At 67.6% G+C, this 22,659-nt stretch carries 21 protein-coding genes; 12 read left to right on the top strand and 9 right to left on the bottom strand.

Annotated features, from left to right (window positions below; translation table 11 throughout):
* Positions 1-9: 9 nt before the first annotated feature.
* The 6 genes from CLD20_RS01705 to CLD20_RS01730 all read right to left on the bottom strand — a co-directional run bounded on the left by CLD20_RS01705 (position 10) and on the right by CLD20_RS01730 (position 6,307).
* Positions 10-783, bottom strand: coding sequence for an L-iditol 2-dehydrogenase (locus CLD20_RS01705; protein WP_304504342.1), 774 nt, complete (start codon positions 781-783; stop codon positions 10-12).
* Entirely contained in the window at positions 780-1,778 is a 999-nt protein-coding gene (locus tag CLD20_RS01710; protein ID WP_224404861.1) for an ABC transporter ATP-binding protein, read from the bottom strand. The genes CLD20_RS01705 and CLD20_RS01710 overlap by 4 nt, the downstream gene beginning before the upstream one ends.
* A 125-nt stretch (positions 1,779-1,903) precedes the next feature.
* The gene (locus CLD20_RS01715; protein ID WP_224404862.1) at positions 1,904-2,734 is read right to left on the bottom strand and encodes a carbohydrate ABC transporter permease; all 831 of its coding nucleotides are present in this window, start codon (positions 2,732-2,734) and stop codon (positions 1,904-1,906) included.
* 2 nt (positions 2,735-2,736) lie between these two features.
* Positions 2,737-3,609 carry a carbohydrate ABC transporter permease gene (locus tag CLD20_RS01720; RefSeq protein WP_224404863.1) on the bottom strand — a complete coding sequence of 291 codons (873 nt, stop codon included), beginning with the start codon at positions 3,607-3,609 and terminating at the stop codon, positions 2,737-2,739.
* A gap of 97 nt (positions 3,610-3,706) precedes the next feature.
* Positions 3,707-5,020, bottom strand: coding sequence for a sugar ABC transporter substrate-binding protein (locus tag CLD20_RS01725; protein WP_224404864.1), 1,314 nt, complete (start codon positions 5,018-5,020; stop codon positions 3,707-3,709).
* 375 nt (positions 5,021-5,395) lie between these two features.
* Complete coding sequence (locus tag CLD20_RS01730; protein ID WP_224404865.1) at positions 5,396-6,307, bottom strand: LysR family transcriptional regulator; 912 nt, start codon at positions 6,305-6,307, stop codon at positions 5,396-5,398.
* Positions 6,308-6,603: 296 nt separating this feature from the next.
* Here CLD20_RS01730 and CLD20_RS01735 point away from each other — a divergent pair, with 296 nt between their 5' ends.
* The gene (locus tag CLD20_RS01735; RefSeq protein WP_224404866.1) at positions 6,604-6,840 is read left to right on the top strand and encodes a DUF1127 domain-containing protein; all 237 of its coding nucleotides are present in this window, start codon (positions 6,604-6,606) and stop codon (positions 6,838-6,840) included.
* Positions 6,841-6,878: 38 nt separating this feature from the next.
* Here CLD20_RS01735 and CLD20_RS01740 read toward each other — a convergent pair whose 3' ends face one another.
* Positions 6,879-7,835 carry a carbohydrate kinase gene (locus CLD20_RS01740; RefSeq protein ID WP_224404867.1) on the bottom strand — a complete coding sequence of 319 codons (957 nt, stop codon included), beginning with the start codon at positions 7,833-7,835 and terminating at the stop codon, positions 6,879-6,881.
* Between the two features lie 189 nt (positions 7,836-8,024).
* Between CLD20_RS01740 and CLD20_RS01745 the strand changes: the two genes are divergently transcribed.
* Positions 8,025-9,197 carry an ROK family transcriptional regulator gene (locus CLD20_RS01745; protein ID WP_224404868.1) on the top strand — a complete coding sequence of 391 codons (1,173 nt, stop codon included), beginning with the start codon at positions 8,025-8,027 and terminating at the stop codon, positions 9,195-9,197.
* Positions 9,198-9,385: 188 nt separating this feature from the next.
* The gene (locus CLD20_RS01750; protein ID WP_224404869.1) at positions 9,386-11,089 is read left to right on the top strand and encodes an HAD family hydrolase; all 1,704 of its coding nucleotides are present in this window, start codon (positions 9,386-9,388) and stop codon (positions 11,087-11,089) included.
* 42 nt (positions 11,090-11,131) lie between these two features.
* Here CLD20_RS01750 and petA read toward each other — a convergent pair whose 3' ends face one another.
* Positions 11,132-11,740, bottom strand: coding sequence for a ubiquinol-cytochrome c reductase iron-sulfur subunit (petA, locus tag CLD20_RS01755; protein WP_224404870.1), 609 nt, complete (start codon positions 11,738-11,740; stop codon positions 11,132-11,134).
* A gap of 232 nt (positions 11,741-11,972) precedes the next feature.
* On the opposite strand from petA, the gene CLD20_RS01760 reads away from it, so the two are divergent.
* The 9 genes from CLD20_RS01760 to CLD20_RS01800 all read left to right on the top strand — a co-directional run bounded on the left by CLD20_RS01760 (position 11,973) and on the right by CLD20_RS01800 (position 21,275).
* Positions 11,973-12,512 carry a PadR family transcriptional regulator gene (locus CLD20_RS01760; protein ID WP_224404871.1) on the top strand — a complete coding sequence of 180 codons (540 nt, stop codon included), beginning with the start codon at positions 11,973-11,975 and terminating at the stop codon, positions 12,510-12,512.
* 338 nt (positions 12,513-12,850) lie between these two features.
* Positions 12,851-13,597, top strand: a complete 747-nt coding sequence (locus CLD20_RS01765; RefSeq protein ID WP_224404872.1) for an SDR family NAD(P)-dependent oxidoreductase — start codon at positions 12,851-12,853, stop codon at positions 13,595-13,597.
* Positions 13,598-13,689: 92 nt separating this feature from the next.
* Positions 13,690-14,589 carry an NAD(P)-dependent oxidoreductase gene (locus CLD20_RS01770; protein WP_224404873.1) on the top strand — a complete coding sequence of 300 codons (900 nt, stop codon included), beginning with the start codon at positions 13,690-13,692 and terminating at the stop codon, positions 14,587-14,589.
* 62 nt (positions 14,590-14,651) lie between these two features.
* The gene (locus CLD20_RS01775; protein WP_224404874.1) at positions 14,652-15,998 is read left to right on the top strand and encodes an MmgE/PrpD family protein; all 1,347 of its coding nucleotides are present in this window, start codon (positions 14,652-14,654) and stop codon (positions 15,996-15,998) included.
* 37 nt (positions 15,999-16,035) lie between these two features.
* Positions 16,036-16,998: a branched-chain amino acid ABC transporter permease gene (locus tag CLD20_RS01780; protein ID WP_224404875.1), complete on the top strand. Its 963-nt coding sequence runs from the start codon at positions 16,036-16,038 to the stop codon at positions 16,996-16,998.
* Between the two features lies 1 nt (position 16,999).
* Positions 17,000-18,811 carry a branched-chain amino acid ABC transporter ATP-binding protein/permease gene (locus CLD20_RS01785; RefSeq protein ID WP_224404876.1) on the top strand — a complete coding sequence of 604 codons (1,812 nt, stop codon included), beginning with the start codon at positions 17,000-17,002 and terminating at the stop codon, positions 18,809-18,811.
* Positions 18,798-19,505 (top strand): ABC transporter ATP-binding protein, encoded by a 708-nt coding sequence (locus CLD20_RS01790; protein ID WP_224404877.1) that lies wholly within the window; start codon positions 18,798-18,800, stop codon positions 19,503-19,505. The genes CLD20_RS01785 and CLD20_RS01790 overlap by 14 nt, the downstream gene beginning before the upstream one ends.
* A 55-nt stretch (positions 19,506-19,560) precedes the next feature.
* Complete coding sequence (locus tag CLD20_RS01795; protein ID WP_370636746.1) at positions 19,561-20,781, top strand: ABC transporter substrate-binding protein; 1,221 nt, start codon at positions 19,561-19,563, stop codon at positions 20,779-20,781.
* Positions 20,782-20,891: 110 nt separating this feature from the next.
* Positions 20,892-21,275 (top strand): carboxymuconolactone decarboxylase family protein, encoded by a 384-nt coding sequence (locus CLD20_RS01800; RefSeq protein WP_224404878.1) that lies wholly within the window; start codon positions 20,892-20,894, stop codon positions 21,273-21,275.
* 114 nt (positions 21,276-21,389) lie between these two features.
* Here the strand turns inward: CLD20_RS01800 and CLD20_RS01805 are convergent, their stop codons facing one another.
* Positions 21,390-22,496 carry a YeeE/YedE family protein gene (locus tag CLD20_RS01805; RefSeq protein ID WP_224404879.1) on the bottom strand — a complete coding sequence of 369 codons (1,107 nt, stop codon included), beginning with the start codon at positions 22,494-22,496 and terminating at the stop codon, positions 21,390-21,392.
* Between the last annotated feature and the right edge of the window lie 163 nt (positions 22,497-22,659).

The following is a 22,659-nucleotide window of genomic DNA, read 5'->3' on the forward strand; positions in this document are numbered from 1 at the left end:
GCCGGCGCTTCAGCTCATCCAGTTGCCGCCGTCGACATTGTAGGTCTGGGCGACGATGTAATCCGCCTCCGCGCTCGCCAGGAACACGGCCATGCCGGTGAGATCCTCCGCCCGGCCCATCCGCCCGTAGGGCACGGCCTCGCCGACGAGGCGCTTCTTCTCGCCGAGCGGCCGGTTCTCGTAGCGCGCAAACAGCGCGTCGACCCCGTCCCAGTGCTCGCCGTCAACGACGCCCGGCGCGATGGCGTTGACGTTGATCCCGTGCCGGATCAGGTCGAGCCCGGCCGACTGGGTGAGGCTGATGACGGCGGCCTTCGTGGCGCAGTAGACGGCCACCAGCGCCTCGCCGCGCCGTCCTGCCTGGCTCGCCATGTTGATGATCTTGCCGCCCTCGCCCTGGGCGATCATCTGCCGCGCCACCGCCTGCAGCGTGAAGAGCGTGCCGGCGACGTTGATGGAAAAGAGCCTGTCAAAACTCGCCCGGGTGATCTCCACGATCGGCGCCAGATCGAACAGCGCGGCGTTGTTGACGAGGATGTCGACGCGCCCGGCCCGCTCCACCACTTTGCCCACCGCCGCCTCGATCGAAGCCTGGTCGGTGACATCGAGGCGCACCGCATAGGCGCCCTCGCCGAGCTCGGCGGCGGTCCTTTCGGCCCCTTCCAGGTTGATGTCGGCGATGGCGACCCGCGCGCCTTCGCGAAGATACGCCTCGGCGAAGGCCCGGCCGATGCCGCGCGCCGCGCCCGTGATAATGGCGGATTTGCCTTCAAGGCGCATCAGATGGAGAGCCCGTCGGCGCCGAAGCGATGGATCTTATCCTCCTGCGGCGTCAGGAAGACCTTGTCGCCGTGGCGCACCGGAAACTCGCCGTCGGCCCGCGCCGTCAGCGTGCCCAGCTTCTCCGTCTGCACATGCAGGAACGTGTCCGAGCCGAGATGCTCCGAAACGTTGACCGTGCCGGCCCATTCGCCCTCGCTGGTGGAAAGGTTGAGGTGCTCCGGCCGGATGCCGATCTTCGCCGCTTCCGAATGGCCGACGGCGTCTCCCTCGATGAAGTTCATCTTCGGCGAGCCGATGAAGCCGGCAACGAAGATGTTGCGCGGCTGCGAATAGAGCTCCAGCGGCGTGCCCACCTGCTCGATGACGCCCGCCTGCAGGACGACGATCCGGTCCGCCATCGTCATCGCCTCCACCTGGTCGTGGGTGACGTAGATCATCGTCGTCTCGAGGTTGTTGTGCAGCTCGGAGATTTCCAGCCGCATGTTCACCCTGAGCGCCGCATCGAGGTTGGAGAGCGGCTCGTCGAAGAGGAAGGCGGCCGGCTCGCGCACGATCGCCCGCCCGATGGCGACGCGCTGGCGCTGGCCGCCGGAGAGCTGCCCGGGGCGCCGGTCGAGATAGTCGGTGAGGTTGAGAACGCGCGCCGCGCCCTCCACCCGCTTGTCGATCTCGCTCTTCTCCATGCCCGCCATCTTCAGCGGAAAGGCGATGTTCTTGCGCACGCTCATATGCGGATAGAGCGCATAGGACTGGAAGACCATGGCAAGGCCGCGCTTGGCCGGCGGCACCTCGGTCGCCTGACGCCCGTCGATCTGGATCTCGCCGGAGGTGACGTCCTCAAGCCCCGCGATCAGGCGCAGAAGCGTCGACTTTCCGCAGCCGGAGGGGCCGACGAAGACGATGAACTCGCCGTCGCGGATCTCCAGGTCGAGCGGCGGGATCACCTGCACGTTGCCGAAGGTCTTGGTGATCTGGTTCAGCGATATGTGTCCCATTTCCGTCCCTATGCGCCGCGGCATGGATGCGCCGCGGCTTTTGTGGGCGCCTTCGCGGCGCCGCTATTTCAACGCCCGTCTCACTTCACCGCGCCGCCCGTCTCATTTCACCGCGCCGCCCCGTCTTATTTCACTGCGCCGAAGGTGAGCCCGCGCACCAGCTGCTTCTGGCTGAACCAGCCGAGGATGAGGATCGGCGCGATCGCCATCGTCGAGGCCGCCGAGAGCTTGGCGTAGAAAAGACCCTCCGGGCTCGAATAGGAAGCGATGAAGGCGGTCAGCGGCGCTGCCTTCGCGGCCGTGAGATTGAGCGTCCAGAACGCCTCGTTCCAGGCCAGGATGATGTTGAGCAGGAGCGTGGAGGCGATCCCCGGCACCGCCATCGGCGTCAGCACATGGATGATCTCGGCCTTCAGCCCCGCCCCGTCCATCCGCGCCGCCTCCAGGATCTCTCCCGGGATCTCGCGGAAATAGGTGAAGAGCATCCAGATGATGATCGGCAGGTTGATCAGCATCAGGACGATGGTGAGGCCGGTCAGCGTGTCGAGAAGGCCGGTGTCGCGGAAGATGAGGTAGATCGGGATGAGCACGCCCACCGGCGGCAGCATCTTCGTCGAAAGCATCCACATCAGGACGTCCTTCGTCCGCCTGCCTGGCACGAAGGCCATCGACCACGCCGCCGGGATGGCAATCGCAAGGCCGAGGATCGTGGAGCCGAGCGAGATGATCACCGAGTTGGAGAAGTGGCGGAAATAGTTCGAGCGCTCCTGCACCTCCCGGTAATTGTCGAGCGTCCAGTCGAAGAACAGGAAGGAAGGAGGCGAGGCGATCGCCTCGGCCTCCGTCTTGAAGCTCGTCAGGATCGTCCAAAGGATCGGGAAGAAGATCAGGATACCGATGGCCCATGCCAGGACCGTCATGGCGAGCTTGCGGTTTTTGGTGACGTTGCGGGCCATGCTCAGATGTCCAGGTTCTTGCCGATCATCCGCATCAGGAAGATCGCGACGATATTGGCGAGAATGACCGCGACGATGCCGCCGGCCGAGCCGCCGCCGACATCGAACTGCAGGAGCGACTGGGCGTAGACGAGATAAGTGATGTTGGTCGTCGCATAACCCGGCCCGCCATTGGTGGTGACGAGGATTTCCGCGAAGACCGACAAGAGGAAGATCGTCTGGATCAGCACCACCACCGTGATCGCCCGGGCAAGGTGCGGCAGCATGATGTGAAAGAAGCGGCTGAGCGGCCCCGCCCCGTCCATCTCGGCCGCCTCAAGCTGGTCGCTGTCGAGCGATTGCAGCGCCGTCAGCAGGATCAGCGTGGCAAACGGCAGCCATTGCCAGGCGACCATCAGGATGATGGAGGCGAGCGGCGCCTCGCCGAGGAAGTCGAAGGGCTGCATGCCGATCCCCTTGGCGAGGCTGGCGAAGAGCCCGTTCACGGGGTTCATGAACATGTTCTTCCAAACCAGCGCCCCAACCGTCGGCATGACGAAGAACGGCGCGATCACCAGGATGCGCACGATCCCCTGCCCCCACATCGGCTGGTCGAGCAGGATGGCCAGAAGCACGCCCCCAACGATGGTGATGGCAAGCACGCCGCCGACGAGGATGAGCGTGTTCTTCAGCGCGGCGAAGAAGGCCGGGTCGGTGAGGAAGAAGCGATAGTTGAGGAAGCCGGCCCAGTCATGCGTGCCGGGCATCAAGAGATTGTAGCGCAGGAACGAGAAATAGAGCGTCATCGACAGCGGGATGAGCATCCAGCCGAGAAGCAGGATCACCGCCGGGGAGATCATGATCCGGGCTGCCGAACGCGAATGGGCCGTCGCCATGGCTGACACTCCGTCGCTGGCAGGCGCGAGCGCCTGCGTCCCCAGGAAGGGCGAAAGGCCGGACGCCCGAAAGGGGCGTCCGGCAGGCAGGAGGAGCCTACTTGATGTAGCCGGCCTTGGTCATCTCGCGCGTCGTCAGCTGCTGCGCATTCTGCAGCGCCTGATCGGCGTTCACCTGGCCCGCGAGCGCGGCGGAGAACATCTGCCCGACACCTGTGCCGATGCCCTGGAATTCGGGGATCGCCACGAACTGCCCGCCCGTATAGGGCACGTCCTTGACGGACGGCTTGTCGGGGGTCGCCGCGTTCATCGAGTTCAGCGTCATCTCGGCGAAGGGCGCGGCCTTCTGGTACTCGGGATTCTCATAGAGCGAGGTGCGCGTTCCCGGAGGCGCCGCGCGCCAGCCTTCCTTCTCGGCGACGAGCTCGGTGTAGCCCTTGGAGGTCGCCCAGGCGATGAACTTCTTCGCCGCTTCCGGCGAATCCGTCGAGGTCGGAACGGCGAGATTCCACGACCACAGCCAGTTGCCGTGGTTGTCGACGCCTTCCTTGTTCGGGAACTGGGCAAAGCCCACGCTGTCGGCCACGGTCGAATCGTCCGGGTCGGTCACGAAGGAGGCGGCCACCGTGGCGTCGATCCACATGCCGCACTTGCCCTGCTGGAAGAGCGACAGGTTCTCGTTGAAGCCGTTCGAGGAGGATCCCGGAGGGCCGTACTCGTTCATCATGGTCAGGTAGTCGTTGAAGGCGGCCTTCCATTCCGGGCTGTCGAACTGGGCCTTCCAGTCCTTGTCGAACCAGCTGGCGCCGTAGGAATTCGCCATGGCCGTCAGGAAGGCCATGTTCTCGCCCCAGCCGGGCTTGCCGCGCAGGCAGATGCCGTAGATCTCGCCCGACTTGTCGGTCATCGCCTTGGCCGCGTTCATGATGTCGGTCCAGGTCGGCTGGGCCGGGATCGTCACGCCCGCCTTCTCGGCAAGGTCGGTGCGGTACATCACCATGGCGGATTCGCCGTAGAACGGCGCGGCATAGAGCTTGCCGTCGACGGTCAGAGCGCTGCGGATCGCCGGCAGGATGTCGTCGGCGTCATAGCCTTCCGGCATGTCGTCGAGGGGCATAAGCCAGTCCTGCTTGGCCCAGATCGGCACTTCGTAATTGCCGATGGTCATGACGTCGTACTGGCCGCCCTTGGTGGCGATGTCCGTCGTCACGCGCTGGCGCAGCACGTTCTCCTCGAGCGTCACCCACTCAAGGTCGATGTCCGGATTGTCCTTGGTAAAGCCGTCCGTCAGCTTCTGCATGCGGATCATGTCGCCGTTGTTGACCGTGGCGATGGTGATCGTTTCGGCATGCGCCGCCGCCGCGAGGGCGAGGGTCGACGTGGCGGCAACCAGCAAAGCTGGATACTTCATGCTTTCCTCCCGTTGTTCGCTTCCGCGAGCCCGTTCGGCGGCGCGCCTGTGAAGCGTTCCCGGCGATCATCTGCCGCCGGTTGGTGAATCTGCGCGAGACGGTTTTCCCGGCGGCCATCCTGCCTGTGCGGCGCAGCCGACCTCCCGTGGGGCCTGCGAGCTTCCGCCGGGCCGGCTGCGCGGCGCACCGCTCTCCGGCCTCTTCCTCGGTCTCGTCTCTTCCCGGCGCGGACGGCCCAGCCGTGCCCCGCCTTGGGCGCAACTACACCACGCGACCCAAAACCTGTCAATTAAATAAATCACTTTGACTTTGTAATTACTTGACCATGAAAGCCGCCGCCCGCGCGCGGCCTCGTCAGGCCGTGTCGGGTCCTCTCAGGCCTCGCGCTCCCAGGGCGGCACGGTGCCGAAATGCTCCACCAGATAGTCGATGAAGGCGCGCACGCGCGGGGCGAGATTCCGCTTTTCCGAATAGAGCGCCAGGATGTCGGAGCCGTCGTCGGCATAGTCGGGCAGGAGCCGCACGAGGCGGCCCGATTTGAGGTCGTCGTCGATCAGGTAGGTGGAAAGGCGCGCAATGCCGATGCCCGCGAGCGCGGCGTGATAGATGGCGTCGGCGCTGTTCGCCTCGAAATTGCCGGTCAGCAGCATCGCCCCTTCTCCGTCCGGGCTCTCCAAGTGCCAGTCGTTCCAGCGCATCACCGTCGAGAGCCGGAGGCAGTTGTGGTCACGAAGTTCCTGGCGCGTGCGGGGCGTGCCGTAGCGCTTCAGGTAGCTCGGCGCCGCGCAGATGACCCGCCGGTTGCGCGCCAGCTTGCGGGCCACGGCGTAGCTGTCATCCACCTGCTCGGTGAAGCGGATGGCGACGTCGATCCCCTCCCCGGCGAGGTCGATCTTCCGGTCCGTCACTTCCAGCGCGATGTTCAGGTCCGGATAGCGGCGCATGAAAGCCGGCAGAATGGGAAGGAGCTGCGCCTTGCCGAAGGCGACGGTGGCGACGATGCGCAAGGTGCCCGTCGGATGTCCGCTGATGGAAGTGGCCATCGTCTCGGCTTCCGAAACCCGCGCCGCAAGGTCCGCGCAGCGTTCGTAGAAGGCCCTGCCCTCTTCCGTCAGCGACAACCCATGCTTGCTGCGGTTGAGCAGCCGAACCTTCAGGCGATCCTCCAGATGGCCGATCTGGCGGCTGACGGCCGAAGGCGAATGGCCGAGCGAACGGGCTGCCGCCGAGAAGCTCTCGCTCTCCACGACGGTGGCGAACAGGATCATCTGGCTCGACAGTTCCATCGGAGCCTCCGCTTTGCGGCCGGATCAAAAGGCCTTTGATCCAGCAAGGCCTTCGCAGCCGGGCAGGCCGGGCCTATTTGTGCAGCACAGCATGGTTATGGTGCATCGCATCATTTCCGTAAAGCCTAGCAAGGCTAGGAAATCGCGGAGGTCATGAGGAGGCATCCGCGTCTGGCAGACGCTGGCGCGTGCAGCGCATCAAGGCCGCCCGCCGCCGGCGCGATCCCCCTGCCAGCCCCCATGACGCCACCGGGCACAGATCCGGGGCGCCGTTCCAGGAAGTGGAGAAAGACATCATGAAGACCGCAACCCTCCAGCGCCCGATCCTCGCATCCGCCGCGCCCATCGGCACGAGCGCCCGCGCGCTGCTCGACCGCGCATGGGCCGCCTATCGCCGGCGGCGCTACTATGCCCAGCTCGTCCGCGAGTTGCACAGCTACGGCGACCGCGATCTCGCCGATATGGGCTTCGCGCGCCACGACATCCCGCGCATCGCCCGCGAAGGCGCCTACGGCGAACCCCGCCGCGCCTGATCGGGCGCGTTTCGCGTTTCTGCAAGAGCGGGCCGCCATCAGGCGTCCCGCCCCGCGCCCGCGCCGATCTCCGCCCGTTTCGGCGGGTCGGCGCCGCGCCTGCCGCAGGTGATGGAGGCCGCTTCCGCGGCAAAGCCGAGGAGGCCCTCCACCTCCAGCCTGTCGAGGGCGAGAAGCTTTTCCCGGCTCTTCGCGCCGCGCTCGGCAAGCCCGGCGATGAGCGCGGCCATGAAGCTGTCGCCCGCCCCCACCGTATCGACGACCTTCACCGCCCTTCCGGGCACCGAGAGCTCTCCGAACGTGCCGTACGCCTCGGCGCCCTCTCCGCCACGCGTGACGACGATGAGGCCGGCCCCCGAATCCAGCCAGCGCGCCGCGCTCGTCGCCGGATCCTCGCCCGGATAGAGAAGCGTCAGGTCCTCGTCGCTCACCTTGACAAGATCGCTGACGGCCGCGAAGGCGGCCACACGGCTCCGCCAGAGTTCGATATCGGGCTCGGCGTTGAGGCGCACATTCGGATCGAGCGTCAGAAGCCGGTGCCCGGCATGGCGCCGATGCAGCGCAAGGAGCGTCGAGCCGACCGGCTCCACCGCCAGCGAGAAGGAGCCGGCATGCAGGCCCCAGACCTCCGGCCCGAGCTCGGGTAGATCGGAAGGCTCAAGGCTCCGGTCTGCCGCGCCGAGCCCGTAGAAGGCGTAGCTCGGCTGCCCGTCGGGCGCGACCGTGACGAGGCTGAGCGTCGTCGGCTTGTCCTTGCGCACGAGATAGGCGGTGGAAACGCTCTCCGTTTCAAGCGCGCCGGCAAGCTTCTCGCCGAGCCGGTCGCGCGACAGGCCGGTCAGGAGCGCGCAGCCCTGCTCGAGCCGGGCAAGGCCGATGGCGACGTTGAAAGGCGAGCCGCCGATCCGCGCGTCGAAGGAAAGCCCCGCCTCCCCTTCGCTGCCGTAAAGATCCCAGAGTGCCTCGCCGCAGACGACGAACATTCTTTCATCCATCCCTGTGGCCGGCCGTGCTTCATGCCGGCGGGCGTTTCTTGTTTCGCGGCCATGATGGTCCGTCGCACCGAATAAGTAAATCAGAATGGTTTTCTTACGTGCTTTCCGCTAGGCTCGCCACCCGCCGCAACAAAACACAACGTCCAGGGAGAGAACGGGAACGGCATGCGGGGCGGGGATTCCAGCGGCTTGAGGGCCTATAACGAGCGGCTGATCATGGACGCCCTCCTGAAGGCGGGCGCCCTGTCCAAGGCCGAGCTCGCGCGCGAGATCGGCCTTTCCGGCCAGGCCGCCTCGGTCATCGTCAACCGCCTCCTCGCCGACGGCTACCTCGTCAAGCTCGACAAGATTCGCGGTCAGGTCGGCCAGCCCTCGACGCCGATCGCGCCGAACCCGGACGGCGCCTTCTCGCTCGGCGTCAAGATCGGCCGGCGCTCCAGCGAGGCGATCCTCGTCAATCTCCTCGGCGAGGTGATCGGTTCCGATCGCGAGCGCTACGAGGCGCCTTTCCCGGAACAGACCCTGCCGCGCGCCATCGCCCAGGCGAACGCCCTTCTCGCCCGCCTGCCGCAGCGCAAGCGCAACCGCGTCGTCGGCCTCGGCATCGCTATGCCGAGCGAGATCCATGTCTGGGCGAAGGAACTCGGCCTGGCGCCGGGCGCCCTCGACGGCTGGAAGGAGGCCGACGTCGCCGCCGCTCTGGAATCGGCGACGGGCCTGGAGGCGACGCTGCACAACGATGCGACCGCCGCCTGCGCCGCCGAAATGCTCGCCGGCACGGCGATCACCCGCCGCAGCGCGCTCTACATCTATCTCGGCACCTTCATCGGCGGCGGAGTGGTGGTTGACGGGCGGCTTTACAGCGGCGAGCAATTGAACGCCGGTGCCATCGGCTCCATGCCCGTCTGCGGAGGCTCGGGCACCGAACCCCGCCAGCTCATCCACATCGCCTCCGTCATCACCCTCGAACGGGCGCTGGTGGAGGCAGGGCAGGGTCGCTCCGTGACCCTCACCGGCTCGTCCGACCCCAAAGCCATCGCGGTTTTCGAGGCATGGCTTGGAGAGGCGGCCCCGGCCATCGCCCAGTCGGCCGTCGCCGCGCTCGGGGTCATCGATTTCCAGATGGTGATCGTCGACGGCATCCTGCCGGCGCCATGGCGCGCCCGCGTCACCGAGCAGCTTCAGGTCGAGATCTCCCGCTTCAACCTCGCCGGCCTCAGGCCCGCCGAGGTCGCCGCCGGCACGATCGGCCCATCGGCGCGCGTCCTCGGCGCGGCGATGCTGCCGCTGCGGGCGCGCTTTTCGCCCGACCCCGATCTTCTCGCCCGCCTGAGGCCCGGCGAGGCGGAGGAGGCGGCCTGACGCGGGCGCGCCTCGCTCCGCCCCCAAGCGAGCACCCGCGACCGAACGCCCGCAACCGAACGCCCACAGCCGAACGCCCGGAATGATCCGGCATCGCCCGGCGCCGCCAAAGACGCGGCGTTTCGCGGGATGGCGCTCTGCCGCCGGAAGGTGCGAGAAGGATATGCGGGGGAAGAGGGAAGGTATCGATGTACTTCCTGGCACTTGCCACCGACTATGACGGCACGCTCGCCGAGCATGGCGCCGTCACGCCCGAAACCTGCCAGGCTCTCGCCCGCCTGAAGGCCTCCGGCCGCCGGCTGATCCTCGTCACCGGCCGCGAACTCGCCGATCTGCGCCACGCCTTCGCCCGGCTCGATCTCTTCGATGTCGTCGTCGCGGAAAACGGGGCGGTGCTCTACGAGCCCGCGAGCGGGCGCGAACAAGCGCTCGCACCGCCGCCCCCATCCGATTTCGTCCACCGGCTGATCGACCGCGGCGTGGCGCCGATCTCCGTCGGCCGTTGCGTCCTCGCCACCTGGGAGCCGCACGAGACGACGGTCCTTTCAGTCATCCACGAGATGGGACTGGAGCTGCAGATCGCCTTCAACAAGGGAGCGGTGATGGTGCTGCCGCCGGGCGTCAACAAGGCCTCGGGCCTTGCCGCCGCGCTCGCTCTCATCGACATCGCCCCCCACAGCGTCGTCGCCGTCGGCGATGCGGAAAACGACCACGCTTTCCTGAAGGCCGCCGGCTGCGCGGCCGCCGTCGCCAATGCGCTGCCCGTGCTGAAGGCGAGCGCCGACATCGTGCTTGGCGCCGATCACGGCGCAGGCGTCGCGGAGCTGATCGCAAGGATCCTCCAGGAGGATCTCGACATCCTTCCGCCGGAGCGGCTCGGCCTTTTCGTCGGCTCCGACCCGCAGGGCGAACCCGTTTATCTGGAGGCCGATCGCTGCGCCCTCGTCGTCGGGCCATCGGGCGCCGGCAAGTCGCAGCTCGGCACGCTTCTGGCCGAACGCATGGTGGAGCGGGGCTTCGAGTTCTGCATCTTCGATCCGGAAGGCGATTACGAGGCGCTGGAGCATGCCGTGACCGTCGGCGACCGGGTCAAGCCGCCCTCGGCGGCCGAGGTGATGCGGCTCCTGCGCGAAACCGGGGTCAATGTCGTGGTCAATGCCGTCGCCCTCGGCCTTGCCGAAAGGGAAAGCCTGTTTGCCGAGATGCTGCCGGCGGTCGCCGAGCTGAAGGCGCGCTCCGGCCGCCCGCAATGGATCATCGTCGACGAAGCGCATCACGTCCTGCCGGCGACGGCGGAGGACATGAACGGCACGCTGAAGGGGCTGCCGGCGACGGTCTTCCTCACCATCGGCCCGAACCTCATCGCCGAGAGCGCGCTGAAAGAGGTGGACGCCGTCCTCGCCTTCGGCCGCGATGCCCCGGCGACGGTTTCAGGCATCGCACAGGCGCTGGGGCGGCCGCCGCCGCACGCCCATGCCCCGCAGGACCGGGACGAGGTACTCTTCTGGGATCTGCATGCGCAGGGGCCGGCGCGCCTCCTCCATCTCGGCGCTCCCCACCAGGCGCACAGGCGGCACAAGGGCAAATACGTCGCCGGAGATGTCGGCGAATGGCAGGCTTTCTGGTTCCGCGGGCCCGACCGCGCCGTCTCGCTGCCGGCCCGCAACCTCTCCGAATTCCTTCAGATCGGCTTTGCCGTCGACGACGCCACCTGGAATCATCACCTGATCGCCGGCGACTACACCCGCTGGTTCCGCGCCATCATCAAGGACGAGGAGCTCGCCCGCCAGGCCGAGGCCCTCGCGGCCGAGCCGCAGCTTTCGCCGGCCGAGAGCCGCGAGCGCCTGCGGGCGGCGATCACCCGCCGCTACGCCACCGGCGAGGGCGGGTAATCGCAGCCGGGCGGTGGCGGCCCGAGCGTCTCGTTCTGGGGCTCAGCCGACGATGAGCTTGCCGTCTGCGGCGAAATCCATCACCGGGATCAGCATGTTCTCCGGCGCCGGCCCGTGACGGATGCGCCCGGCCGTGTCGTAGACCGAGCCGTGGCACGGGCAGAACCAGCCGTTGTAGTCACCCGCCTCGCCGAGCGGCACGCAGCCGAGATGGGTGCAGATGCCCACCATGACGAGGAACTCCTCGCGCCCGGCCGGCGCGCGGTTTTCGTCCGTCGCCCTGGCGTCGGCGGGAAGGTTGTCGTTGCGCGCGACCGGATCCTTGAGCTCGGAGAGCGGCGTTTCCTTGGCCGCGGCGATCTCCTCCTCGGTGCGGTAGCGGATGAAAACCGGCTTGCCGCGCCACACGACGGTGATCGACTGGCCCGGCTCCATCGCCGAGATGTCGACCTCGATCGAAGCGAGTGCCAGAGCCGAGGCGTCCGGGTTCATCTGGTCGATGAACGGCCAGAGCGTGGCGGCGGCCCCGACGGCCGCGAATGCGCCCGCCGAGATGATGAAGAAGTCGCGGCGCGTCGGTTCGCTTCCCTCTTCCGGGCTCGGCCCGGACGATAGATCGATCCCGCTCGCCGGGTAGGTCTCAACAGCCATCAGATCCTCCTGTCGCAGCATCTGTCCCGTCCCGCCGGGCCGTTCAGGCCCCTCTGCCGCCGCGGGCGCGGCGGGCGCGCCGGAAAGCGGCTGACGGCGGACATGCCGGACCTTGATTGAGATAAAGATTCGATATATCGAAATCAAGACATATCGAAACTGGATCGGTTCCAAACGGATGGACGAGAACGAGTGCTGCGGTGGCCGGGACGGTCGGGGGGATTGCTCCGGCATGGGCCGCGGGGGCGGTTGCGGGCGCGGAAAAGGCCGCGGTGGCGGGCATGGTCGCCGCTTCGGTCGTGGCCTGCGCCGCTCCGGCCGCATCTTCGACAATGGCGAACTGCGCCTCGTCATCCTCGCCCTGATCGCCGACCGGCCGCGCCACGGCTATGAACTGATCAAGGAGATCGAGGACCGGCTGGCCGGCACCTACAGCCCGAGCCCGGGGGTGATCTATCCCAATCTCAGCCTCCTGGAGGAGCTCGGCCACGCCACCGTCGCGGAGGAGGACGGCAAGAAGCTCTATGCCGTGACGCCCGAAGGCGAGGCCTGGCTTGCCGAGCGTCGCCAGGCGGTGGAGCTTGTTCTTTCCCGGATGGCCGATGTGCATGCCACCCATGGCGGCGGCCCTCCGCCGCAGATCGTGCGCGCCATGGAAAACCTGAACACCGCCCTGCGCCTGCGCCGCGAGCGCGGCCCGCTGAGCCAGGAGGAAACGGAGCGGATCGCCGCCATTCTCGATGGCGCCGCCATCTCGGTGGAAAAGAGCTAGCGTCCACCGAAAACCTCCCTCCTCGCCCCGCCGCGGCCGCAACCGGCCACGCGCCGGCGGCTTTTTCCCCCGCTCTCCGATTGCCAGCCGCGCGCCGCAGGCAAGCGCCGCTGGGGCGCCCCCAAGCGCGTTCTGATGGCGTCTTTATGCCGCCCTTATGATACGGCAATCATACAATCCTATTGCACTCACCTCCCCGCCGGGATATGCCTGCCATGGAGCCGCAGGCAGCGCTGACGGCACACGCCGACGGATCCGAAGAGAGCCGGGCAGGGAGGAAAAATGCTGCATACCCCGAGATACGTGCGTTCGCGCGCCGGCATGGGCGCTTGACCGCCATGGCGCGCCTTGAAGGAAAAAACGCCATCGTCACCGGCGGGGCCGGTGGGATTGGCCGTGCGATTGCGCTCGCCTTTGCCCGCGAGGGGGCGAAGGTGGCGGTGCTGGACGTCAAGGAAGAGCTTCTGGCGGAGGCCGGGCGCGCGGGCGAAGGCGCCCTGGTGCCGATGCGCTGCGACGTCACCGACCGGGCGGCCGTCCTGGATGCCGTGGACGGCTTTGCCGATGAGGCCGGCGGCCTCGACATCCTCGTCAACAACGCCGTCTATTTCCACTACGCCCCGCTCGTCGACATGGCCGAGGACACCGTGCATCGCATGCTCGATGTCGGCCTCAAGGGCACCTTCTGGGCGACGCAGGCGGCCACCCCGCACCTCATCGCCCGCGGCGGCGGCTCGGTCCTCAACCTTTCCTCCGTCGCGGTTTCCTTCTCCATCAAGAACGCGGCCGTCTACACCTCCATCAAGGGCGCCATCGACGCCTTCACCCGCCAGCAGGCGGTCGAGCTCGCGCCGCATGGCATCCGCGTCAACGCTCTGGCGCCCGGGCCCGTCTCCACCCCCGGCTCCAACTCCGTCATCGACGAGGCGGGCTGGGCCTCCCGCCGCGCCCGCACGCCCCTGCAGCGCATCGCCGACCCCGAGGAGATCGGCGCCGCCGCCGTCTATCTCGCCTCCGACGACGCCAGGACCATCGCCGGGGTGACGCTGAAGATCGACGGCGCGCTGACCATCGCCGGGCCCTGAGGCCCGCATGGCGGCGAGCAAGGACACCGGACGAGCCAGGACAGCGGACAAGCCAGGACACCAGCCAAGACATCGAAGAGGACGAAAAGAACGTGACGCGTATTCTCGGTTTTGTGGGCATCGGCCGCATGGGCGGGCCGATGTCGAAGCGCCTGATCGATGCGGGCTACGAGCTCGTCGTCTTCGACAAGAACGAGGCGGCGCTGGAACCCCTCCTCGCCCTCGGCGCGACAAAGGCCGCCTCGCCGCGCGAGGTGGCCGACCAGGCGGAGATCGTCCTCACCAGCCTGCCGACGCCCGACATCCTGGAGCGCGTGGCGCTCGGCGAGGACGGCGTCTCCTCCGGCTCCAAGGCACGTATCCTGCTCGACGTCTCCACCACCGGCCCCGGCACGGCCAAGCGGGTCGCCGAAGGGCTGGCGGCGAAGAACATGCAATGGGTCGACTGCCCCGTCTCCGGCGGCATCGCCGGCGCCACCAACGGCACGCTCGCCCTGATGGTCTCCTGCCCGCAGGCGACCTTCGATGAGGTGGAGCCGATCGCCAAAACCTTCGGCAAGGTCTTCTTCGTCGGCGAGGAGCCGGGCCTCGGCCAGGTCGTCAAGCTCGCCAACAACATGCTGGCCGCGGCCGCCATCGCCCTCAGCGCCGAGGCGCTCGCCATGGGCGTCAAGGCCGGCATCGACCCCAAGGTGATGCTCGACATCATCAATGTCAGCACCGGCCGCAATTCGGCGACGCAGGACAAGTTCCCCAAGGCCGTGCTGCCGGGCACCTTCGACTTCGGCTTCGCCACCGCCCTCTCCTACAAGGACGTGCGCCTGTGCGTCGACGAGGCCGAGGCCATGGGCGTGCCCATGATCGCCGGATCGCTGGTGCGCCAGATGCTCGCCATCACCAACCGCAAATACGGACCCGATTCCGACTTCACATCCATGGTCAAGGTCGTCGAGGACTGGGCCGGCGTCGAAATCCGCGAGCGCAAGGGATGACGGCCGCTGCGGCCACGGCGCGAAGCGGCCCGGCGGGGCATGCTCCGCCGGCGGCCGCAGCCTTGATCGCGCGACAGGCCCTGGCGGCCGACCTCGCCGCCCTGCCCGCCGCCGCTGTGGAGAAGGCCAAGACCTGCCTTCTCGATTTCCTCTCCTGCGCCATGGAGGCGCGCGACCTTCCCTGGAGCCGCCAGGCCGTGGCGATCGCCACGCCGGTTGCGGGCGGTGCGGCGATCCTCGCCTCGGAACGGCGCGCCACGCCCGGCGAGGCGGCCTTCGCCAATGCCGTCCTCGGCCACGGCCTGGTGCGCGAGGACATGCATGCCGGCGCCATCGCCCATCTCGGCGTCGTCGTCTGGCCGGTGCTCCTAGCCCTCGCCGGGAGCCGAAAGATTTCCGGCGCCGACATGCTGGCCGCCGCGATCGCCGGCTACGAGGTCGGCGGCCGGCTCGGCCGCGCCCTGATGACGACGGAGATCGCCCGCCTGTTCCGCCCGACCGGCCTCGTCGGCCCCATGGCCGGCGCGATGGCCGGCTGCCGCCTCCTCGCCACCGGCGAGGAGATCGCGCTCAGCGCCTTCTCGCTCGCCGCCAATACCTCCGGCGGGCTCAACGAATGGCCGCATCACGGCGGCAGCGAGATGTATTTCCATCCGGGCTTTGCCGCCCGCAGCGCCGTCACCGCCATCGGGCTTGCCCGCGCCGGCGCGCTCGCCTCTCCCTCCATCCTGGAAGGCGAGGCCGGCCTCTTCGCCGCCTTCCGCCGCGCGCCGATGGAAGGCGCCATCACCCTCTTCCCGGAGGGCGAGAGCGAGATCGAGGCCGTCTTCAACAAGCCCGTTCCCGCCTGCAACTTCGCCCAGTCGCCCTGCCAGGCGGCGCTCGCCGCGATCGAGCGGGTCGCCGGCGGCAGCTCTGCCGTGGAGCGGGTCGAGATCGCCACCTCCGAGGCCGCGGTCCGCTACCCCGGCTGCGACGCCTTCGGTCCTTTCGAGCGTGCCCTACAGGCGAAGATGAGCATTCCCTTCGGCGTCGCGGCCGCGATCGCGGCCGGCGAGATCGCCGAGGCGAATTACGCAAGGCTCGGCGACGCCGAGATCGCCCGCCTCATCGGGGCCACGACGCTGACGGCGGACGCAGCCTTCACCGCCGCCTTCCCGCAAAGGCAGGGCGCGCGCGTGACGCTCCACCTGAAGGACGGCACCGAAATCACCGAAGAGCTGGACGACGTCGTCTTCGCCACGCCCGAACTCGTCCGCAGCCGCTTCATGGCAGCGGCGGGCGATGCGCTCGGCGCGGGACGGGCCGAAGAGATCGCCGCCTTCGTCGACGGGCTGGAGGGGGCTTCCGACGCGGGGGCGCTCGCCCGCCTTGCGGCGCTGCCGGAAGAGACGGAAGCGCGGCCATGAGGCGCGCCGCTCTCGCCGCAACACCCGGAGGAGCGAGATGACCGAAGGCCAGATCCTACTGGAGAGCTTCCTGCAGGCGCTCGCGGCCGGCCTCCTCATCGGCGCGATCTACGGGCTGATGTGCGTCGGCCTTGCCATGATCTTCGGCATCATGCGGGTCATCAATTTCGCCCAGGGCGATTTCATGATGCTCGGCATGTACGTGGCCTTCTTCATCTTCACGGGCTTCGGCATCCAGGGCGTCTTCGGCAGCTATGTCGGCCCCTACGTCGCCATCTTCCTGATGGTGCCGTTCCTCTTCGCCTTCGGCTACGCCATCCACCGGCTGCTCATTACCCGCGTCACCGGCATCCGCACCGTCGGCATGGAAGGCGAGGGCCACTACGCCCAGCTCGTCCTGACGCTCGGCATCGCCCTCGTTCTGCAGAATGGCGGCCAGATCCTCTTCGGCTCGCAGCTCGTCTCCATCCGCACCCCGCTGTCGAGCGTCGCCTGGGAGCTCGGCCCCTTCTGGGGCGACTTCGTCTCCGTCTTCCTCAACAAGGGGCGCGGCATCGCCGCCATCTTCTCCGTCGCGGTCATCCTCGGCCTGTGGCTTCTCATCTCGCGCACCCGGCTCGGCCGGTCGCTGCGCGCGGCGGCCGACAATCCGGAGGCTTCCACCTATGTCGGCATCGACGTCGACCGGGCCTATCGCACCGCCTTCGCCATCGGCACCTCCATCACCGCGCTCGCCGGCGGGCTCCTGGCCACCAACTACCCGTTCCACCCCTTCGTCGGGCTCGAATACGTCATCGTCATGTATGCCGGCGTCGTCCTCGGCGGCATCGGCTCCACCATCGGCGCCTTCTGGGGCGGCATGGCGATCGGGCTGGTGCAGCAGCTCTCCACGCTGGTCATCCCGATGCAGCTGCAGAACGCGACGATCTTCGTCTTCTTCCTCCTGATCGTCGTCCTGCGCCCGCAGGGCTTCTTCGGCCGGATCTCGGAGAGGACGTAGGGTGGCCTATCTCAAGTCCCTGCGGCCGATCTTCGCCTTCGTCGCGATCTATTTCGGCATCGCGCTCTTCATCGAGAACCAGTACTACCAGCTGATGATCACGCTTGTTCTGGTGTGGGCCATCTTCGGCCTCTCCTGGAACATGCTGAGCGGCTATACCGGTCTCATCTCCTTCGGCCACGCCGCCTTCTTCGGCATCGGCGCCTACACCACCGCGCTCGGCCAGATCCATTTCGGCCTGTCGCCCTGGGTGCTCCTGCCGATCGCCACCGCCTTCGGCGCGCTGGCCGGCCTGCTCGTCGGCATCCCGACCTTCCGCCTGCGCGGCCATTACTTCGCGCTGTCGATGCTCGCCTACCCGCTCGCCATGCTCTACGTCTTCGAATGGCTGGGCTACCAGGAGGTGACGCTGCCGCTGGTGCGGGATCATCCCGCCCTCTACATGCAGTTCTCCGACCACCGCATCTACACGCTGCTCGCGCTGGCGATGCTCGTCGTCGTGGTGATGATCACCCGCTGGGTGGAGCGCACCCGCTTCGGCATCTCGCTCATCTCCATCAAGCAGAACGAGGCGGCGGCCGAGGCGGCCGGCATCAACACGCTCGCCTGGAAGCTGAAGGCGATCGCCGTTTCCGGCGCCATCGCCGGCGCCGCCGGCGCCTTCTACGCCGTCGTCCTCCTCGTCGTCACGCCGGTCTCCGTCTTCGGCATGCTCGTCTCCGCGCAGGCGCTGACGGTGGCGATGTTCGGCGGCGTCGGCACCGTCTGGGGCCCGATCATCGGCGCCGCCTTCCTCATCCCCGTCGGCGAGATCCTGCACGCCGAGTTCGGCACCTTCATCCCCGGCATCCAGGGCGTCATCTACGGCCTTGCCATCATCATCATCATCATCGTCGCTCCGGAGGGCGTCTTCTGGAAGGCGCGCGACATCCTCGCCAATCGAAGGGCGGCAAGGGCGCGGCGCGAAGCGGCCGATCCCGCCGCCATGCCCTGCCCTGAAAAGAGCGAGCCCTCTCCCTTCCCCGCCGCCGAGGCCGATGCCGCCGAGGAGGCCGTCGCAGAACACACCGTCTCCGACGAAATCGTCCTCGACGTGCGCGGCGTCTCCAAGAGCTTCGGCGGCCTGAAGGCGGTCGACAACGTCTCCTTCGAAGTCAGGAAGGGCATGATCCTCGGGATCATCGGCCCGAACGGCGCCGGCAAGACCACCCTCTTCAACCTCCTCAACGGTTTCCTGAAGCCGGATGAGGGCGACGTCGTCGTCAACGGAAGAAGCCTCGTCGGGCGCAAGCCGCACGTGCTCGCCGCCGCCGGCGTCGGGCGAACCTTCCAGGTGATGCGCCCCTTCGCGCGCATGAGCGTGGAGGAGAATGTGCGCGTCGGCGCCTTCGTCCGTGCCCGGAACGGCGAGCACGCCGACGCACTCGCCCGCGAGGCGGTGGAGAAGGCCGGGCTTTCGGAGATTGCCGGCCGCCGCGCCTCGGAGCTGACGACGAAGGAGCTCCGCCTGATGGAGCTGGCCCGGGCGCTTGCCGGCCAGCCGCAGCTCCTCCTCCTTGACGAGACTCTCGCCGGCCTTGGCCATGGCGAGGTGGGCGACGTCGTCGCCGTCGTCCGCCGCCTGGTCAGGGAGGGCATGACCATCGTCATCATCGAACACACGATGCAGGCCATGGTGCGCCTCGTCGACCGCTTCGTCGTGCTCGACCACGGCGCCGTCCTGACCACCGGCAGCCCCGAGGAAGTCACCAAGGATCCCAAGGTGATCGAGGCCTATCTCGGCAAGAAATGGATGGCCCATGCTGAAAGTTGAGAGCCTCTCGGCCGGCTATTCCGCGGTCCCCGTCCTCAACGAGCTGTCGATCAGCGTCGAGGCCGGCGAGTTCGTCTCCATCGTCGGCCCGAACGGAGCCGGCAAGACGACCCTCTTCAAGACGATCTCCGGCGTCGTTCCGGCGATGTCGGGCCGCATCCTGTGGGATGGCGAGGACCTCCTCGCCTGCCCGCCCTGGCAGCGCGCCCATCTCGGCCTCGCCCATGTGCCGGAAGGCCGGCAGGTGTTTCCCTCGCTGAGCGTCATCGAAAATCTGGAGCTCGGCGCCTATCCGGAGACGGGCCGGCGCGAATGGGAGCGCAACATCGAGCGCATCTACGCCTGGATGCCCGTGCTGAAGGAACGCCGCAACCAGCTCGCCGGAACGCTGTCGGGCGGCGAGCAGCAGATGGTCGCCGTCGGCCGCGGCCTCGCCTCCTCGCCCAAGCTCCTGATGCTCGACGAGCCCTCCATGGGGCTCGCGCCGACGATCGCCGACTTCATCTTCGAGAAGCTGATGGAGATCCGCAAGCAATCCGGCCTGACCATCCTGCTCGTGGAGCAGCGCGTCGCCGAGGCCCTGCAATTCGCCGATCGCGGCTACGTCCTGGAGACCGGCCGCGTCGTGCTGGAAGGCACCACGAAGACCCTCATGTCGGACGACCGAGTCCGGCAAGCCTATCTTGGCATGTGATGCCAGGACGAACCGCCTGAAGCGCGGAAAACATGAAGAACCGGGAGGAAGAAACATGCCTGGATTGACACGCAGAACCCTGGCGACGGCGGCCGCCCTCATGCCGCTTCTGGGTTTCCAGATGACGACCAGCGCCAGCGCGCAGGACAAGGTGCAGGTGGGCCTTCTGGCACCGCTTTCCGGCCTCTACGCCCGGCCCGGACAGGTGATGAAGATGGGCGCCGAGATGGCCGTGAAGGACATCAACGACGAGGGCGGCATCGCCTGCATGAACGGCGCCAAGCTCGACCTCGTCGTGCTCGATTCCGGCGACACCACGGAGAAGGCGAAGAACGCCGCCCAGCGCATGGTCGCCGAGCATCCCGACCTCGTCGCCGCCACCGGCTCCTATCTCTCCTCCTTCACCCTGGCGGTGACCGAGGTGACGGAGCGCGCCGACCTGCCGATGCTCACCCTCTCCTATTCCGACCTCATCACCGAGCGCGGCTTCCACAACGTCTTCCAGACCTCGGCGACTGCGGGCTCGCAGGCGAGCATCGCCCTGCCGACCATCATGAACCTGGCCGAGAGCGCCTCCGGCAAGCGGCCGAAGACGGTCGCCATCATCACCGACAACACCGCCGCCTCGGTCGCCTCGGTGAAGGCGATGAAGGAGGGCCTCCTCGACAAGGTCGGCCTCGATCTCGTCTTCGAGGAGGTGTTCACGCCGCCTCTCGTCGATGCGAGCTCCCTCGTGCAGCAGCTGCGCGCCCGCCGTCCGGACCTTCTCTTCTTCCTGCCGACGGTGATCTCGGACGCCAAGCTGATCCTGGAGAAGATGAACGAGTTCAACGTCAAGATCCCGACCATCTCCTTCGGCATCGCCATCGCCGAGCCCGACGTGCTCAACACCATCAGCCCGGATCTCATCAACGGCGTCATGTCGGCGGTCGCCAACTGGGGCGCCAAGGGCCAGGAAGACCTGATCGCGCGGCTGAAGAAGGAATACGGCGAGCCTTGGATGACGCAGAACGCCATCTCCACCTATGGCGATATGTGGGTGATCAAGGCGGCGCTGGAAGATGCCTGCAAGCCTGACCGCAAGGCCGTCGCCGAGGCGCTGCGCAAGATGGATGGCGGCCCCTCGCGCTACTATCCGGGCGGCGAACTGAAGTTCGACGAGATGGGCCGCCGCGTCGGCGCGGGCCTCACCATCATCCAGTGGCAGGACGGCGTTCCCGTCACCGTCTTCCCGGACGACCTCGCCCTCGCCAAGCCGATCTGGCCCGGCAACTGATCGATACGAATGACCTGCCATCCGGCGATCGCGCCGGATGGCCCCCCGCGCCTTCCCGGCGCCTTCCAAAGACCCATCCCCGCCAGACCCATCCCAGGAAGGAATGTCAGATGCACAAGCAGACCTACGAGCGCGGCCTGGAAATCCGCAAATCGGTGCTCGGCGCCGAATTCGTGGAAAAATCGATCGCCAGCGCCGACGACTTCAACCTGCCCATGCAGGAGCTGGTCACCGAATATTGCTGGGGCGCTGTCTGGGGCCGCGAGGAGCTGCCGAAGAAGATCCGCTCGATGCTCAACCTTGCGATGATCAGCACGCTGAACCGGCCGCACGAACTGAAGATGCATATCCGCGGCGCGCTCAGAAACGGCGTCACCAAGGAGGAAATCCGCGAGGTCTTCCTGCAGGTGGCGATCTATGCGGGCGTGCCGGCGGCCGTCGATTCCTTCCGCATCGCCAGGGCCACCTTCGAGGAAGAAGCCGCGGGGAAATAGGCCTCCCGGCAACGGCGAGGCGAGATCGGCTCCCGCCTCGTCCGGTCTGCGATGCCGCGCCGGGCTCAAAAACGGCCGCCTCGGCAGGAGGACCTGCCCTCTGGCCGAAGCGCTCTAGGGCTGGACCGGCATTCCGCCGGCAACGCCCGCCACGCCAGCCGCCCTTGCCGCTTGCGGCCCGCCATCCACAAGCCGGTCCGTGATCGCGGCCGAAAGCCAGATCGCCGAAAGCGTCACCCAGGCGGTGAGCGCGATGACGGAGGCCCCGGTTACCCCCGCCCCGACGGCGCAGCCGCCGGCGAGCATGCCGCCGAAACCCATCAGCGCGGCGCCGAGGAGATAGCGGCGCATCGAAGGCCCGTCCTTGAAGCCCTGGATCTCCAGTTCGCGGGTCAGGAGCGCGGCGAGGAAGGAGCCGAGGAAGACCCCCGGCACCAGCCCGACGTCGAAATCGAGCATCGTTCCGGGCGGCGACAGGAACAGCATCAGCGTATCGGCGGAAGGCCCGGTGAAGGTGACCCCCTCCACCTGCACGGGATCGAAGGCCTGATGCGACATGGAATCGGTGAACCACCAGGCGAGCGGAATGGCGAGGCCGACGCCGAGCGCCGAGACGCTGCGCCAGATGCCGGCCCGGCAGCGCACCGCCACCCAGATGCCGGCGGCCAGCCACATCAGTGCCAGCGCGATCGCCACCGTCCGCGACATGCCGAGGAAGGCGAGAAGATCGTTGCCGCCGATATCGGACGTGGTCAGGGTGGAGGCGATCCAGGCGCGCGAGGGCTCCAGGATGCCGCGAAGGCTCGCCTGCGCCACCACGGCGAAGACGAGGCCGGAAAGCAGCGCGCGCAGGTTACCGGTCGCCGAAAGCACCAGAAGCCGGCTGGCGCAGCCGCGCGAAAGGATCATGCCGCAGCCGAACATCACCCCGCCGATGGCCGCGCCGGCAAGGCTTTGCGGCGAGGCGAGCTGGCGCGCCTCGCCGAGACTGGCGAGATCGAAGGCGATGAGGAGCTGCGTGCCGAGCACGGCCGCGGAGAAGGCGAGGAGCCAGACGGCGAGCTTCGGCCCGGCCTTTCCGTGGGTGAACTCGATCGCCGCGGCGCGCAGGCAAAAGCGGCTCTGCTGCGCGAAGGCGCCGAAGACGAGGCCCACGAGCAGACCGCCGCCGACGAGGATCGTCGGTTCGGAGAATCTTTCGAGCAGGAATTGGAGATCCATGGCCTGTTCGTCTCGTCCTCGATGTCTGGACCAGCCCGAGGCGCCACCCGCCCCAGGGCTCAACCTGAGCGCGTATGATTGGAGCCCCCCGCCCCTGCCGCATTGACGTCAATCAAGATGGAAGCAAGAATTCATATAAATAAGCCTATGTGAGAATTCCAGG

This window comes from Afifella sp. IM 167 (genome assembly GCF_020144925.1).
Lineage (GTDB): Bacteria > Pseudomonadota > Alphaproteobacteria > Rhizobiales > Afifellaceae > Afifella.